Annotated in this window: 13 protein-coding genes; 5 read left to right on the top strand and 8 right to left on the bottom strand. The window is 65.2% G+C overall.

What is annotated here, in order from left to right:
* Positions 1–86: 86 nt before the first annotated feature.
* A complete protein-coding gene (locus CIT37_RS21450) occupies positions 87–1,115 on the bottom strand; it encodes an AraC family transcriptional regulator (protein WP_028144746.1) in 1,029 nt (342 codons plus the stop codon).
* 167 nt (positions 1,116–1,282) lie between these two features.
* Between CIT37_RS21450 and CIT37_RS21445 the strand changes: the two genes are divergently transcribed.
* Genes CIT37_RS21445 through CIT37_RS21430 form a run of 4 tightly spaced genes read left to right on the top strand, consistent with a single transcriptional unit; the run spans position 1,283 to position 6,960 of the window.
* Positions 1,283–2,410 carry an isovaleryl-CoA dehydrogenase gene (locus CIT37_RS21445; protein WP_085967564.1) on the top strand — a complete coding sequence of 376 codons (1,128 nt, stop codon included), beginning with the start codon at positions 1,283–1,285 and terminating at the stop codon, positions 2,408–2,410.
* Between the two features lie 24 nt (positions 2,411–2,434).
* Positions 2,435–4,039 carry a carboxyl transferase domain-containing protein gene (locus CIT37_RS21440; protein ID WP_095424186.1) on the top strand — a complete coding sequence of 535 codons (1,605 nt, stop codon included), beginning with the start codon at positions 2,435–2,437 and terminating at the stop codon, positions 4,037–4,039.
* A 4-nt stretch (positions 4,040–4,043) separates the two neighbouring features.
* On the top strand, positions 4,044–6,047 hold the full coding sequence (locus tag CIT37_RS21435) for an acetyl/propionyl/methylcrotonyl-CoA carboxylase subunit alpha (RefSeq protein WP_161966454.1): 2,004 nt from the start codon (positions 4,044–4,046) through the stop codon (positions 6,045–6,047).
* A gap of 1 nt (position 6,048) precedes the next feature.
* A complete protein-coding gene (locus CIT37_RS21430) occupies positions 6,049–6,960 on the top strand; it encodes a hydroxymethylglutaryl-CoA lyase (RefSeq protein WP_095424184.1) in 912 nt (303 codons plus the stop codon).
* A gap of 185 nt (positions 6,961–7,145) precedes the next feature.
* On the opposite strand, the gene CIT37_RS21425 is transcribed toward CIT37_RS21430, so the two are convergent.
* From CIT37_RS21425 to CIT37_RS21410, 4 genes are all read right to left on the bottom strand, one after another.
* The gene (locus CIT37_RS21425) at positions 7,146–8,072 is read right to left on the bottom strand and encodes a dihydrodipicolinate synthase family protein (RefSeq protein ID WP_095424183.1); all 927 of its coding nucleotides are present in this window, start codon (positions 8,070–8,072) and stop codon (positions 7,146–7,148) included.
* A gap of 74 nt (positions 8,073–8,146) precedes the next feature.
* Positions 8,147–9,130: a TRAP transporter substrate-binding protein gene (locus tag CIT37_RS21420; RefSeq protein ID WP_028144740.1), complete on the bottom strand. Its 984-nt coding sequence runs from the start codon at positions 9,128–9,130 to the stop codon at positions 8,147–8,149.
* A 24-nt stretch (positions 9,131–9,154) separates the two neighbouring features.
* Positions 9,155–10,420, bottom strand: coding sequence for a TRAP transporter large permease (locus CIT37_RS21415; RefSeq protein WP_028144739.1), 1,266 nt, complete (start codon positions 10,418–10,420; stop codon positions 9,155–9,157).
* A complete protein-coding gene (locus CIT37_RS21410; protein WP_038946713.1) occupies positions 10,420–11,043 on the bottom strand; it encodes a TRAP transporter small permease in 624 nt (207 codons plus the stop codon). Before CIT37_RS21410 ends, CIT37_RS21415 begins: the two co-directional genes overlap by 1 nt.
* A 216-nt stretch (positions 11,044–11,259) precedes the next feature.
* Between CIT37_RS21410 and CIT37_RS21405 the strand changes: the two genes are divergently transcribed.
* Positions 11,260–11,952: a GntR family transcriptional regulator gene (locus CIT37_RS21405; protein WP_095424182.1), complete on the top strand. Its 693-nt coding sequence runs from the start codon at positions 11,260–11,262 to the stop codon at positions 11,950–11,952.
* Between the two features lie 153 nt (positions 11,953–12,105).
* Here the strand turns inward: CIT37_RS21405 and CIT37_RS21400 are convergent, their stop codons facing one another.
* From CIT37_RS21400 to CIT37_RS21390, 3 genes are read right to left on the bottom strand one after another with little or no spacing between them, the layout of a single operon-like run.
* Entirely contained in the window at positions 12,106–13,464 is a 1,359-nt protein-coding gene (locus CIT37_RS21400) for a TRAP transporter large permease (protein ID WP_018323135.1), read from the bottom strand.
* Positions 13,461–14,015, bottom strand: a complete 555-nt coding sequence (locus tag CIT37_RS21395; protein ID WP_028144736.1) for a TRAP transporter small permease — start codon at positions 14,013–14,015, stop codon at positions 13,461–13,463. Before CIT37_RS21395 ends, CIT37_RS21400 begins: the two co-directional genes overlap by 4 nt.
* Complete coding sequence (locus tag CIT37_RS21390; RefSeq protein WP_095424181.1) at positions 14,012–15,034, bottom strand: TRAP transporter substrate-binding protein; 1,023 nt, start codon at positions 15,032–15,034, stop codon at positions 14,012–14,014. Before CIT37_RS21390 ends, CIT37_RS21395 begins: the two co-directional genes overlap by 4 nt.
* Positions 15,035–15,101: the final 67 nt, after the last annotated feature.

Below are 15,101 nucleotides of genomic sequence, written 5' to 3'. Positions count from 1 at the left end.
CGCAAACGTCTGAGGAGTACGGCGCCTCAGGGTGCTCGCCCTCTCGGCACGCACGGAAGACCGCGACGTGCTTTCCGGATGATGTCTTAGCGATACCGCCCGCGAAACTCGCGGGGACTGGCGCCGCTCCAGTTGCGGAAGGCGCGCGAAAAACTCTTCTCGTTGCGGAAGCCGGCGATCTCCGCGATGCGTTTGATCGGCGTGCGGCCTCGCATCAGCTCCTGTTTTGCCAGTTCGAATTTTGCCTCTTCCTTGAGGTCGCGCAACGAGGTGGCCTCCTCGCGCAGGCGCCGATGCATGGTGCGAGTGGAGAGCGCAAGCTCGCTTGCGACATCCTCGGCACCGAGACTGCGTCCGCGCGCATTGCGGAGCACGCGGCGGACACGCTCGACCAGCAGCCGGTCGCGCCGATAGGGCAGCACGGTCAACCGCAGCGCGCCCTTGAGCATGTTGTCGAGATCGGCCGGACTGCGCGTCAGCGGCAGCGATAGATAATGCTTGTCGAAGACGATCCGAGCGCAGTCCGCGTCGAAGCGGACGCTTTTGCAGAAGATGGTCGGGTAGACCGAAACGTGTCCCGGCTCAGGATAAGGGAATTCCGCCGCGCGTAGCGCAATCGCGGAATCGACCGCCCAGCAGGAGAAGCCGAGGGCGTAGCGGAGCAGAGTGACGAGGCAGAATTCGCGCAAGGGCCCGAGGTCGCGCAGTTCCCGGATCGAGACGACCGCGGTCTCCTCACTGAGCTCGAGATCGAGCAGCACGTCCTCGGTGAGCAGACGATGATGCCGGCACCAGCGCTTGAGCGCGACCTCCAGCGTCGGCGCCGTGATCGAGGCGCGGCACAGCATGCCGTAGGTACCGAAGGGCAGGCGGCGCGAGAACCAGCCGAGCGCCTCGTCGTCGAGCTCCCGCATGGCATGGCCCGCCAACGCCTCGAACTGGGCGGCGGTGATCCGCCCACCCGGAGAATTGACAAGGTCTGGCGCTACCTGTCCCCGCTGCAGCGCTTCGGCCGGATCCCGTCCGTATCGCGCATAGGCGGCAACCACGCCCCGCACGAAGGCGGTGGGGGTCACGGCGCGGCGCGAGGTCGCGGTGGCGGCTTGAAAAGGCATTGCGGAACCTTTGGGAATTCCTCTCGAAAATCCTCGCCAAGTTTGGCGGAAAATGCAACCTTTTCGACCGCAAGAGGGCTTCGATCCGGCTAGGTTCGAAGGTCAAATACGGAGGAATCGCCTTGAACATCCCGAGCATCGACTTCGAACTGGGCGAAGACGTCGGCATGCTGCGCGACACGCTTCGCGCCTTCGTGGAGGCGGAGATCACCCCGCGCGCGGCCGACATCGAGAAGGCCAATCTATTCCCCGCAGACCTCTGGAAGCGCTTCGGCGACCTTGGCCTGCTCGGCATGACCGCGCCGGAGCAATATGGCGGCTCGAACATGGGCTATCTCGCCCACATCGTCGCCATGGAGGAGATTTCGCGCGGCTCCGCTGCCGTGGGGCTGTCCTACGGCGCCCATTCCAACCTCTGCGTCAACCAGATCCGGCGCAACGGCAATGACGCGCAGCGCCAGCGCTATTTGCCGAAGCTGATCTCCGGCGACTATGTCGGCGCGCTCGCCATGTCCGAGCCGGGCGCCGGCTCCGACGTCGTCTCGATGAAGTTGCGCGCCGACAAGCGCGGCGACCGCTACGTCCTCAACGGCTCGAAGATGTGGATCACCAATGGCGGCGACGCTGACGTGCTCGTCGTCTACGCCAAGACCGATCCGGCGGCCGGCCCGCGTGGCATGACCGCTTTCCTGATCGAGAAGGGCTTCAAGGGTTTTACCCACGGCCAGCATCTCGACAAGCTCGGCATGCGCGGCTCCAACACCTATCCCTTATTCTTCGACGAGTGCGAGGTGCCGGAGGAGAACGTGCTCGGCAAGGTGGGCGAGGGCGTCAAGGTGCTGATGTCCGGCCTCGACTATGAGCGCACGGTGCTGTCGGGCGGTCCGCTCGGGATCATGGCGGCCTGCATGGACGCGGTCGTGCCCTACATGCACGAGCGCAAGCAGTTCGGCCAGCCGATCGGCGATTTCCAGCTGATGCAGGGCAAGCTCGCCGACATGTATGCGACGTGGCAGGCCACTCGCGCCTATGTCTATGCGGTGGGACGCGCTTGCGACCGCGCCGACCACGCCCGCAGCTTGCGCAAGGATGCGGCGGCGGCGATCCTCTATTCCGCGGAGAAGGCAACGTGGATGGCCGGCGAGGCGATCCAGGCGCTTGGCGGCGTCGGCTACACCAGCGAATTCCCCGTGGGGCGTCTCTGGCGCGACGCCAAGCTCTACGAGATCGGCGCGGGGACGTCCGAAGTTCGCCGCATGCTGATCGGCCGCGAACTGATGTCCGAGACGGCTTAAAACCTTCACCTCATTGGAATCAACATGCCGCTCCATTCCAGCATCGATCCATCTTCATCAGACTTTTCGCGCAATGCAGAAGCCATGCGCACGCTTGTCGCCGACTTGCGCGAAAAGCTCGCCCAAGTCGCTGGCGGTGGCGGCGAGGCCTCGCGCAACCGCCACACCTCGCGCGGCAAGATGCTGGCACGCGAGCGCGTCGACCTGCTGGTCGATCCCGGCACCTCGTTTCTGGAGCTGTCGCCGCTCGCGGCCTATGGCCTCTATGGCGGCGACGTGCATTCGGCGAGCGTCGTGACGGGGGTGGGTCGTATTTCGGGGCGCGAATGCATGATCGTCGCCAACGACGCCACCATCAAGGGCGGCACTTACTACCCCATGACGGTGAAGAAGCATCTGCGCGCGCAGGACGTGGCGCGGCAGAACAATCTGCCCTGCGTCTACATGGTCGATTCCGGCGGCGCCTTCCTGCCGCTGCAGGACGAGATCTTCCCGGACGAGCGGCATTTCGGCCGCATCTTCTATAACCAGGCGCAGATGTCGTCCCAGGGCATTCCGCAGATCGCCATCGTGATGGGCTCCTGCACCGCCGGCGGTGCCTATGTCCCCGCGATGTCGGACGAGAGCATCATCGTGCGCAATCAAGGCACCATCTTTCTCGGCGGCCCGCCGCTGGTGAAGGCCGCGACCGGCGAGGTCGTCAGCGCCGAGGAGCTCGGCGGCGCCGACGTGCATTCGCGCCAGTCGGGCGTCACGGACCACTATGCCCAGAACGATGCCCATGCGATCGGCATCGCGCGGCGCATCGTCGGCACGCTGAAGCCGTCGGTGCGGCCGAACCTCAACATGCACAAGCCGCGCGATCCGCTGTTCGCGGCCGAGGAGATCTACGGCGTGGTGCCGGTCGACGGCAGAAGGCCGTTCGACGTGCGCGACATCATCGCCCGCGTCGTGGATGGCTCCGAGTTCGACGAGTTCAAGAAGCTCTACGGCACGACGCTGGTCTGCGGCTTCGCCCATATCTGGGGCTATCCGGTCGGCATCATCGCCAACAACGGCATTCTCTTCAGTGAGAGTTCACTGAAGGGCGCCCATTTCATCGAGCTGTGCTGCCAGCGCGGCATTCCCCTGGTGTTCCTGCAGAACATCACCGGCTTCATGGTCGGCAAGAAATACGAGGCCGGCGGCATCGCGCGCGACGGCGCCAAGCTCGTGACCGCGGTTGCGACTGCCTCGGTGCCAAAGTTCACCGTCGTGATCGGCGGCTCCTATGGCGCCGGCAATTACGGCATGTGCGGCCGCGCCTACTCGCCGCGCTTCCTCTGGATGTGGCCGAACGCGCGCATCTCGGTGATGGGCGGCGAGCAGGCCTCGATGGTGCTGAGCCAGGTCCGGCGCGACAATATCGAGGCCAAGGGCGATAGCTGGTCGAAGGAAGAGGAAGACAAATTCCGCGAGCCCATCCGCGCACAATACGAGAGCCAGGGACACCCGTACTACGCGACCGCGCGGCTGTGGGACGACGGCGTGATCGACCCCGCTGACACGCGCCTCGTGCTCGGCCTTGGCCTCTCGGCGGCGTCGAATGCGCCGATCGAGCCGACGAAATTCGGCCTGTTCAGGATGTGATGCGATGGACCACTCAAAGCTCTACCGTCGTTTTCGCACGCTCCTGATCGCCAACCGCGGCGAGATCGCCTGCCGCGTCATCCGCACCGCGCGTGCCATGGGGCTGCGCACGGTCGCGGTCTATTCCGAGGCCGACCGCGACGCGATGCATGTCGCGCTCGCCGACGAGGCCGTGCTGCTCGGGCCGGCGCGGGCCCGCGACAGCTATCTCAATGTCGAGCGGCTGATCGAGGCCGCGCGCAAGACCGGCGCCGAGGCCGTGCATCCCGGCTACGGCTTCCTGTCGGAGAATGCCGAATTCGCACGGGCCTGCTTCGATGCAGGGCTGGTGTTCGTCGGTCCGACCGCCGGGATGATGACGGCGATGGGCTCGAAGTCCGGCTCGAAAGAGCTGATGGAGAAGGCCGGCGTGCCGCTGGTGCCCGGCTATCACGGCGAAGCCCAGGACGAGGCGACGCTTTCGAAGGCGGCCGACAAGATCGGCTTTCCCATCCTGGTGAAGGCGTCCGCCGGCGGCGGCGGCCGCGGCATGCGCATCGTGCGCTCGGCCGACGAGCTTGCGCCTGCGATCGTCAGCGCCAAGCGCGAGGCCAAGGCCGCGTTCGGCGACGATCGCATGCTGATCGAAAAGTATGTCGATAATCCCCGGCATATCGAAGTGCAGATCATCGGCGACAGCCATGGCAATCTGCTGTCGCTGTTCGAGCGCGAATGCACGCTGCAGCGCCGCCACCAGAAGGTGATCGAGGAGGCGCCGTCGCCGACGCTCAATCCCGCCCAGCGCGAGGCAGTCTGTGCCGCCGCGCGAAAGGCGGCCGGAGCGGTGAACTATGTCGGTGCCGGCACCATCGAGTTCGTCTCCGACGGCAAGGACGTGTTCTTCATCGAGATGAACACGCGCCTGCAGGTCGAGCATCCCGTGACCGAGCTGATCACCGGGATCGACCTCGTCGAATGGCAGTTGCGCGTTGCCTTCGGCGAGGCGCTGCCGCTGAAGCAGGACGAGATCAAGCTCAACGGCCACGCCGTCGAGGCGCGCGTCTACGCGGAGAATCCGACCAAGAACTTCATGCCGTCGGTCGGGCGGATCTCGACCTGGCGGCTGCCCGCCGAGACCGGTGGCCTACGCATCGACGCCGGCTACCGCGAGGGCGATAGCGTCTCGCCTTACTATGACGCCATGCTCGCAAAAATGATCGCATGGGCGCCGACGCGGGATGTCGCGATCGAACGGCTGAACCGCGGGTTGGAAGAGTCCGATGTCCGCGGCATCGTCAGCAACATCCCGTTCCTGTCGGCGCTGATGACGCATCCGAAGGTGCGGACGAATGCGATCGATACCGGCTTCATCGAGCGTGAGCTGGCGGTGCTGACACAGGCCGCGCCGGCGCCGGGTGAGCTCGAACTGTGCGCCGCAGTGGCCGCTATCATCAGCGACGAGCAGCGGGCCGCCCAAGCGGAGGCGAATTCGCCCTGGCAAACCTTTGGCTGGCAGCCGGTCGGCCGCCGGCAGCGCAGCTTTGCCTTTCGCGTCGGTCACGGCCCCGAGCAGAAGATCGTGCTGAACTACGGCAGCGGCCCGTCCACGCTTGTCATCGGCGAACGCGAATTGGCGTTCGCGATCACGCCACGCGACGGCGGCTTCGACCTGACGCTTGACGGCGTCAAATCCTCGGTCGCCGCAGTCATCGCCGGCCATGAGCTTTACTTGCGCACGCGCAACGGCCGCTTCGACCTGCATTGGGTCGATCCGTTCGGCGGTGAGACCGAAGAGCAGACCGGCGAGGACAAGATCGCAGCGCCGCTGCCGGGCACCGTCGTCGCCGTGCTGGCCGAGGAGGGGGCCAAGCTCGAGAAGGGGGCGCCGATCCTGACGCTGGAAGTGATGAAGATGGAGCAGACGCTGCGCGCGCCCTATGCCGGCGTCTTGAAGTCCATCAAGTGCAAGGTCGGCGACATCGTGCAGGAGGGCGTCGAACTCGCGGTGGTCGATCCTGCGGGAGAGTGACATGAGCGACCCCGTCCGCATCATCGAAATGGGGCCGCGCGACGGCCTCCAGAACGAGAAGACGCCCGTCAGCGTCGAAGCCCGTATCGCCTTCGTCGAGGCGCTGGTCGCGGCCGGCCTCGATACGGTCGAGGTCGGGGCGTTCGTCTCACCCAAGGCGATCCCGCAAATGGCAAGCTCGGATGCCGTGCTGCGCGGCGTGAGCGGCATCAAGGGCGCCGAATTCCACGTGCTGGTGCCCAACGAGAAGGGCTATGACGCCGCGCGCGCCGCGGGCGCGAAAGTGGTCTCGGTGTTCGCGGCGGCGTCCGAGGGCTTTTCGCGCGCCAACATCAATTGCACCGTTGCGGAGTCCATTGAGCGGTTCAGGCCGGTGCTGGCTCGTGCCAAGGCTGACGGCGTCAGGGTGCGCGGCTATATCTCCTGCGTGCTGGGCTGTCCGTTCGACGGTGAGATCAAGCCGAAGGCCGTCGCCGATCTTGCGAGCACGTTGTCGGAGCTCGGCTGCTACGAGATCTCGCTCGGCGACACCATCGGCGTCGGCACGCCTGATAAGGCCAAGGAGATGCTGCGCGCGGTTGCCGCCAACATTCCCGCCGCCAAGCTTGCAATGCATTTCCACGACACCTACGGCCAGGCGCTCGCCAATCTCTATGCCGGCCTGGAGGAGGGCGTCCGCGTCATCGACGCCGCGGCCGGCGGCCTCGGCGGCTGCCCCTACGCGCCGGGCGCCACCGGCAACGTCGCGACCGAGGACGTCGTCTACATGCTCGAGGGCATGGGTGTCAGGACCGGCGTCGACATGGAGAAGCTGCTGGCAGCGACCAACGAGATGAGCGGCGTGCTGGGCAAGCCGCCGGTGAGCCGGGTCGCGTCCGCACTGAATGCGAAGAAGAAGCGGGCGGCTTCCTAATGTTCCGTCATTGTGAGCGCAGCGAAGCAATCCAGGCTGTCCCCGCGGAGGGACTCTGGATTGCTTCGCTGCACTCGCAATGACGGCGGAGCAAAGGCGCGTAGCGCTGTGCCCACCATCTCTCCGCGATCACTGGCCTCGAACGGTGGGCACGCTGCGCTTTGCCCACCCTACGAGATTTGCGCTCAGGCGGCCTTCAGGCCGACATCCGGCAAACGCGGCCGGCTCTTCAGCGCCTTGGCCATCATCGCCTCGACCTCGGCCTTCTCCTGCGGCAGCAGCGCGAGGCGCGGCGGGCGGGTCAGCGCGGTACCACGGCCCATGATGTGCTCGCACAGCTTGATGCACTGGACGAGATCGGGGCGCGCATCGAGGTGCAAGAGCGGCATGAACCATTCGTAGAGCGGCATCGCCTCGGCGAAGCGCCCCGCCTTGGCCAGACGGAACAGCGTCTCGCCCTCGCGCGGGAAGGCGTTCGACATGCCGGAGACCCAGCCCACGGCGCCCATGGCGATGCTCTCGACGATGACGTCGTCGAGGCCTGCGAACAGCACGAAGCGGTCGCCGACCATGTTGCGGGTATCGATGAAGCGCCGCGTGTCTCCGGACGAATCCTTGAAGCAGACGACGGTCTCGACGTCGGCGAGCGTGGCGAGAATGTCCGGGGTGACGTCGTTCTTGTAGATCGGCGGATTGTTGTAGAGCATCACGGGCAGGTCGGTCGCGGAGGCAACGGCGCGGAAATGCGCGGCAGTCTCGTGCGGCTTGGACGAATAGACCAGCGCCGGCATCACCATCACCCCGTCGATGCCGACGCGCGCGGCTTCCTTCGCCGTCTCGACCGCAAATGCCGTGGTGAATTCGGCGATGCCGCACAATACGGGCACGCGGCCGGCGGCGACCGACTTGGCCGTCTCCATGATCGCGACCTTCTCCTTGCGCTCCAGCGAGGTGTTCTCGCCGACCGAGCCGCAGACGATCAGTCCGGAGACGCCGTCGCGGATCAGACCGTCCATCACCTTCGCGGTTGCATCGATGTCGAGCGAGAGATCGTCGTGGAATTGCGTGGTGACGGCCGGGAAGACGCCTTCCCAGGAAACGCGGCGGCTCATTGATTTGACTCCAAGTAAGATTGACGGCGGGGGGCTGGATCCGCCGGGCGTGGTGAAGAGGCTGACGGGTGGGATCAGAGCGTCGCGCCGACCTTGCGCAGCTCGGCGAGAACCGGTGCCTTGGGCAGCCAGATCTTGTCGAACTCGGCAATGACGGCTTCGGTGTCGCCGGCGGGGACCTGGCGGATCGGGATCGGCGCGTTCTTGAAATTCTCGATCAGCGCGGGCTCGTTGCCGGCGAGTTCGTCGATCTGCGCATCCAGCGTCGCCTTGACCGTCTTGGCGATCAGCTCGCGGTCGGCAGCGGGGAGCGACTGCCAGACCCGTCCGGAGACGACGGCCGCCATCGGCATGAAGACGGCATTCATCTGCAGGATCACCTTGGAGACCTTGTCGAAACGCTGGTTCCAGGAGAATTCGAGATCGGCCTCGAGGCCGTCGACCTGACCGTTGGCCATGGCGTCGAACACCTGTGGCGTGGGGATCGGCGTCGGCGCAGCGCCGAGGGACGAGTAGAAGTCGCGATAGACCGGCGTCGGGTTGATGCGCAGCTTCATGCCCTTGATGTCGGCGAGCGTCGTCAAATCCTTCGACGAGAACACCGCGCGCATGCCGGTGATGCCCCAGCCAAGCCCGATCGTTCCGGTTTCCTGCGGCAGCACGTCGAACAGTTTGACGGCCGCCGGATGCCGCACGAATTTCGCCACCGCCGGCGTCGAGCGCACGATGTAGGGCGCGTTGATCGCGGCGATGTGCGGCACGCGCGAGCCGAGCTCGGCGGCCTGGATGAAGCCCATGTCGAGCGCTCCGGACTGCAATTGCTGCATCATCGCGGGCTCGTTGCCGAGCTGGCCGGAATGGAACACGGTCAAGGTCAGGCGGCCGTTGGTTGCGGCCTTGAGATCGTCGCCGAATTTGAGCGCGGCCTTATTCCAGGAATGGCCGTTCGGCGTGATCAGGCCGAGGCGGAATTCCTTGGTCTGGGCGAGCGCCAACGACGGTGCGAACACCGATGTGGCGGCACTGGCGGCGAGAAAGCGGCGGCGTGTAAGCGGCATGGTCGGGCTTCCTTTTGGACGGGCCTATTTGATGAGGATCAGCGAGAGCGACGGATAGAGCGAGAGCAGCACGAGGAGGACGCAGGAGATGACGAAGAAGGGCAGCGTCACCATGAACATCTTGCCGGGCTTGGCGCCGGTGACGGCGGCCGCGACGAAGAAGCAGAGCCCGACCGGCGGCGACAGCAGGCCGAGCACGAGATTGATGACCACCACGACGCCGAAATGCCGGGGATCGATGTGATAGACCTCGGTTGCAACAGGCAGCAGGATCGGCACCGTCATGATCAGGCCGGGAATGCCGTCGATGACCGTGCCGATCACCAACAAGATGACGTTGCAGATCAGCATGAAGCTGACCGGGTCTTTGGCAGCCGTCTGGATCCAGGCAGCCGTCTCCTGCGGCACCTTGCCGAAGATCAGGACCCAGGAGAACACGGCGGCGGCCGCAACCAGGAACAGCACGATCGCCGAATAGATCGCGCTGCGCAGCATCATCTGCGGCAGCTGCGAGAACTCGAACTCCCTGGTCCAGTATTTTCCGACGAGTGCGGCAGCCACCGCGCCGACGGCGGCGGATTCCGTCGCATTGGCAAGGCCGCTCAAAATCGTGCCGACGATGACGACCGGGATCAGCAGCGTCGGCGACGTCCGCAGGATCGTCATGACGCGCTGGCGCGGTGTCTGATAGTCCGCACGCGGATAGTTGTAGACATAGCCCATCAGCGCGATGACGAGGCAGAACATCACGGTGAGGATGACGCCCGGCACGATGCCGGCGATCAGCATGTCGCTGACCGAGACCTGTGCGAGCACGCTGTAGACCACGAACATCACCGAGGGCGGTATGATCGGTCCGAGCATGCCGCCATAGGCGGTCAGTCCCGCCGCAAACGTCTTGTCGTAACCCTTCTTCTCCATCTCCGGCACCATGATCTGGGCCATGATCGCGACCTGTGCGGTCGCCGATCCCAGGATCGAGGAGATGAACATGTTGGCGAGGATGTTGACGTAGGCGAGCCCGCCTTTGAGCGAGCCGACGAAGGCCATCGCCATGTCGACGATGCGCCGTGTGATGCCGCCGCCGTTCATGATCTCGCCGATCAGGATGAAGAGCGGGATGGCGATCAGGCCGTAGCTGTCGACGCCGCCGAACAGCTGCAGCGGATAGGACTGGAACAGCACGGGATTGCCGGATGCCGCGATGTAGACGAGCCCGGCGAGGCACAGGCAGAGGCCGATCGGCACGCCGACCAGCATGAAAACCATAAAGGCCGCTGACGTGATCATCAGTTGACCCCGTCGAGCTCGGAGAGCTGGAAGCCCTTTGGCGGCACGCGCGGCACCAGCCCGAGATCTTCCAGCAAATTGGCGAGGCCGTGAACGGTCATCGACACCGCGAAGATCGGCAGCGTCAGGTAGAGCACCCAGGTCGGCCAGTTCAGCGTCTGCGTGTGCTCGGTGTAGAGGAAGTTGAAGGTTTCGGCCGCGAGCTTGCGCCCGTCGAAGCCGGCGCGGGCGAGGCCAACCGGATCCATCCAGAGCATGCAGGTGACGATCAGGGCGGCACCGAACACGACGACGAGGCCGGTCGAGATCACCTTCGCGATCTTCTGGTGCTGCGGCGAAAGACGTTCCGTCAGCATGGTCACCGCGAAGTCGAGCCGCAGGCGCGTCATCGCGGAGGCGCCGATGAAGGTCAGCCAGACCACGCAATAAACAGCGGATTCGTCGATCCAGTAGATCGGAAAGCGCGCGTAGCGGGTGACGACGTTCACCAGGATCAGGCCGGTCAGCACGTACATCAGGCCCATCAGCGCAAGGCGCTCCACGGCGAGCAGGGCGCTGGAGGCGCGAATGACCATCCGTCGAACGCTGAACGCGCGGTTGGCCGGGATCGTCTGCTCGATCATGAAAGAGGCCCCACACCCCGAAAATTGTCGTGCTATCGACAAATGTATAATTTATACAATTTGGGTGTCAAACGGAGATTGGGGTCATTTCGGCGGCAGGCCGCGCTTTTGCTGGGCACGCCGCTTTGCGGGGCACCCGGCTTTTGCTGGAGCGCCCGACATGCAAGAGAGAGACCGCTTCGGCCGGACGAGTCGGGAAGGACAACAGAAGGTCAGATGAAACAGCCTCTGAAGCATCGCACCCTGTCGGCCGCGATCGTCGACCAGCTCAGGCAGGCGATCCTCGACGGTACCTATCCGGCCGGATCGCAGTTGCGGCAGGATGCCCTTGGCGAGGCCTATGGCGTCAGCCGCATCCCGGTGCGCGAGGCGCTGTTTCAGCTCGAGGCCGAAGGCCTGGTGCGGATTGTTCCGCAGAAAGGCGCCATCGTCTCCGAGCTGTCACTGGACGAGATCAACGACGTCTTCGATCTGCGGCGCATTCTGGAGCCGCGCCTCCTGGCGCAGTCGGCGCCGCATTTCACTGCTGACGATTTCGACGGGCTCGACGACATCCACAAGAGTTTCGAGAAGGCGATCAAGGCGCGCAATGTCAGCGAATGGGGCCAGCTCAACGCCGACTTCCACCTGGCGCTCTATGTTCACGCCCCGCAGCCGCGCACGCGCGCGATCGTGCTGTCGCTGCTCCAGACCAGCGACCGCTACACGCGGCTGCAGCTCTCCAACACCAAAGCGATGGGGACGGCCGAAAAGGAGCACGCCCATATGATCGCGCTCTGCCGCGCGCAGAAGGTCGAGGAGGCCTGCCGCTTCCTGGAGCGGCACATCGAAGCCGTGCGCAAAGATCTGTTGCAGGTGGTGGCCGGTAGCGTGGTCGCGCCGAAGGTGCGGCGCAAAGAGAAGTCGTAGGGTGGGTTAGCCTTGCGCCTGCGCAAAGCGCAGTCGGAAGGCGTAACCCACCGCTGCTCGTCTCCGGAAAAACAGAAGAGGTGGGTTACGCCCTGCGGACCGCGCCTTGCGCGACCTCAGGTCTGACCCAGTCTACGGCAGTCGTGATTGCCGTTACCTGCTCCCGTCCGGCCCCATCACCAGATCCGGCAGCCCGGTCGAAATCGCCGGGAAGAAGCACAGCAGCAGCACTGCCAGCATCATCAGCAGCACGAAGGGTAGCGTGCCCCAGATCACCTCGCGCAAGGGGATGTCCGGCGCGACGTTGCGGATGACGAAGATGTTGAGGCCGACGGGCGGATGGATCAGCCCCATCTCCATCACGATGGTCATGACCACGCCGAACCAGATGATGTCGAAGTTTGCGGCACGGAGCGGCGGCAGGATGATCGGTGCCGTCATCAGGATGATCGAGACCGGCGGCAGGAAGAAGCCGAGCACGACGACCATGACGAGGATCGCGAACAGCAGCTCCCAGCGCGGCAGGTGCATCGCGACGATGGATTCGGCGACCGATTGCGAGATGTGCAGATAGCTCATCACGTAGGAATAGAGCAGCGACATGCCGATGATCATCATCAGCATGGTCGATTCCCGGATCGTCGACTTCATGATGGGCGCAAGGTCGCTCGGCCGCCACACGCTGTAGATCGCCGCGATCAGCGCCAGTGCCAGCAGGCCACCGAGGCCGGCGGTCTCTGACGGCGTGGCGTAGCCGCCATAGAGCGCGATCATCACGCCGGTGAGCAGCAGCACGAACGGGATCACGCGCGGCAGCACGCTGAAGCGTTCGGCGAGCGTGTATTCGTCGCGGGCGAGGATCGCTGCTTCCGGGCCGCCGTTCTTGTAGATCGCTTCTGCGGCGGCATATTCCTGGCGGAAGCGGATCACGGCGTAGGCGCCGAACAGCGAGACCAGCAGCAGGCCGGGGCCGATGCCGGCGAGGAAGAGCCGTCCGAGCGATTTTTCGGCTGCGACCGCGAACAGGATCATGGTGATCGAGGGCGGCAGCAGGATGCCGAGCGTGCCGCCGGCAGCGATGATCCCTGCGGCAAAGCCGCCGGAATAGCCGCGCTTGCGCATCTCGGGAATGCCGGCCGAGCCGATCGCCGAGCAGGTCGCAGGCGAGGAGCCCGCCATCGCCGCGAACAGCGCGCATGCGAACACGTTGGCAACGCCGAGCCCGCCGGGAACGCGATGCAGCCAGGCATGCAGGGCCGAATAGAGATCCTGGCCGGCGCGCGACTTGCCGATCGCGGCGCCCTTCAGGATGAAGAGCGGGATCGACAACAGCGTGATCGAGGCCATTTCCTCGTAGACGTTTTGCGTCACCGTATCGAGGGACGCCGCCGGCATGTAGATGCCCATGAACACGACCGCGACCGCGCCGAGCGCGAACGCAATGGGCATGCCCGAGAACATCACGAGCAGCGTCGCAACACCGTAGGCAACGCCGATACCGAACACGCTCATGGACGCTTGGCTCCGGTAAACGGCAGCGCAAGCTGCACGAGGATCTGGATGCAGAGCAGGCTCATGCCGAACGCCATCAGCGAATAGGGAATGGCGAGCGGCGGCGACCACATCGAGTTCGAGACCTGGCCGTCGACATAGGCCTCGTGGGCCAGTGTCCAGGACTTCCAGGTGAAGAAGGCGCAGAACAGAAACGTGGCGGCATCGACCAGCCAGAGCCTGATCCGGTTCGCGAGCGGCGAGAGCAGGCCGACAAAGGCCTCGATGCCGATATGGCCGCGGTTCTGCTGCACGTAGGCGGCCGTCATGAAGGTCGCGCCGACCAGCAGGAACACGGCGGCCTCGTCCTGCCAGTAATTGGCGGCCTTGAACAAGGCGCGGCTGAGCACGCTGTAGCTCAGGATGGCGCAGGCCGCGACCAGCGCGATCGCGGCGAACACCACGATGATGCTGTTGAGGATGGCGAGACCACGATCGACCGCTGCCGCAAGGCCTGTCCTTGCGGCCGCGCTGGTTTGATCGTCACGATCCGGAAGCGGACCGTGGCTCATGCGGCGACGTCGGTGGCGAGCTTGAGCAGGTTCGCCGAGGTCGCGGTCTTGGCGCTGTAGTCCTTCCAGGCGGTGTCGCGGGCGATGTCACGCCACTTGCCGACGGTCGCGGCGTCGAGCACCGAGACCTTGGCGCCGGCCTTCTCGTAGACCTTGGCGACCTCGACGTCGTCGTCCTGCGCGCCCTTGCGGCCGAAGGCCTCGAGCTCGGTGCCGACCGCGAGCAGGATGTCCTGCTGGTTGTTCGGCAGCTTGTCGAAGATCGCCTTCGACATCATCAGCGGCTCGAGCATGAACCAGTAGGAGGCGCCTGCGCCCGAGGTCAGGGACTTGGCGACCTCTTCCAGACGGAACGAGATCAGGCTGGTCGAGGAGGTGATGCCGGCATCGCAGGCGCCGGTCTGCATCGCCGCGTAGATTTCGTTCGAGGGCACGGACAGCACCGAGGCGCCGGCGGTCTGGAGCACCATGTCCATCTCGCGCGAGCCGCCGCGCACCTTCAGGCCCTTGGCGTCTTCCGGCGCGACGATCGGCTTGGAGCGGCTGGCGACTCCGCCGGCCTGCCAGACCCAGGAGAGCAGGATGATGCCCTTGTCGGCGAGGAAGTCGGTCAGCGCCTTGCCGACCGGCTCCTTCTTCCAGCGCAGGCCCTGGTCGTAGGTGGTCACGAGGCCGGGCATCAGGCCGATATTGGTCTCCGGCAGCTCACCGCCAGCGTACGGCATCGGGTAGAGGCTGATGTCGAGCGCGCCCTTGCGCATCGCGGAGAACTGCGCGTTGGTCTTGATCAGCGAAGAGTTCGGATAGATCTCGGCGGCGATGTCGCCGTTGCTGCGCTTGCTGACTTCGGCAGCGAACATGCGGCAGAGCCGGTCCCGGAAATCACCTTTGTCGATGGTGCCGCCCGGGAACTGGTGCGAGATTTTCAGCGTGGTCGCGGCCTGCGCGGTGCCGGTGCCGAAGCGGAGAATGGCGGGTGCGGCGACCGCGGTCGCGAGCAGATGGCGGCGCGTGAGCATGGTGTGATCCCTCTGAACGTTTCTTCGAACGGTTCTTGTTGGCGTGATTTGGGCGGGTCATGTGACC

Origin of the sequence: Bradyrhizobium ottawaense (assembly GCF_002278135.3) — a bacterium.
In the GTDB taxonomy this organism is placed as follows: domain Bacteria; phylum Pseudomonadota; class Alphaproteobacteria; order Rhizobiales; family Xanthobacteraceae; genus Bradyrhizobium; species Bradyrhizobium ottawaense.
The sequence above is the reverse complement of the archived record's forward strand: the minus strand, read 5'-3'. Positions and strand labels throughout refer to the sequence as shown.

Coding starts and splice junctions, on each gene's coding strand:
- CIT37_RS21450 (WP_028144746.1), bottom strand. CDS start 1,115: ATGCCTTTTCAAGCCGCCACCGCGACCTCGCGCCGCGCCGTGACCCCC.
- CIT37_RS21425 (WP_095424183.1), bottom strand. CDS start 8,072: ATGAGCCGCCGCGTTTCCTGGGAAGGCGTCTTCCCGGCCGTCACCACG.
- CIT37_RS21435 (WP_161966454.1), top strand. CDS start 4,044: ATGGACCACTCAAAGCTCTACCGTCGTTTTCGCACGCTCCTGATCGCC.
- CIT37_RS21440 (WP_095424186.1), top strand. CDS start 2,435: ATGCCGCTCCATTCCAGCATCGATCCATCTTCATCAGACTTTTCGCGC.
- CIT37_RS21420 (WP_028144740.1), bottom strand. CDS start 9,130: ATGCCGCTTACACGCCGCCGCTTTCTCGCCGCCAGTGCCGCCACATCG.
- CIT37_RS21410 (WP_038946713.1), bottom strand. CDS start 11,043: ATGATCGAGCAGACGATCCCGGCCAACCGCGCGTTCAGCGTTCGACGG.
- CIT37_RS21395 (WP_028144736.1), bottom strand. CDS start 14,015: ATGAGCCACGGTCCGCTTCCGGATCGTGACGATCAAACCAGCGCGGCC.
- CIT37_RS21445 (WP_085967564.1), top strand. CDS start 1,283: ATGCTGCGCGACACGCTTCGCGCCTTCGTGGAGGCGGAGATCACCCCG.
- CIT37_RS21405 (WP_095424182.1), top strand. CDS start 11,260: ATGAAACAGCCTCTGAAGCATCGCACCCTGTCGGCCGCGATCGTCGAC.
- CIT37_RS21430 (WP_095424184.1), top strand. CDS start 6,049: ATGAGCGACCCCGTCCGCATCATCGAAATGGGGCCGCGCGACGGCCTC.
- CIT37_RS21390 (WP_095424181.1), bottom strand. CDS start 15,034: ATGCTCACGCGCCGCCATCTGCTCGCGACCGCGGTCGCCGCACCCGCC.
- CIT37_RS21400 (WP_018323135.1), bottom strand. CDS start 13,464: ATGAGCGTGTTCGGTATCGGCGTTGCCTACGGTGTTGCGACGCTGCTC.
- CIT37_RS21415 (WP_028144739.1), bottom strand. CDS start 10,420: ATGATCACGTCAGCGGCCTTTATGGTTTTCATGCTGGTCGGCGTGCCG.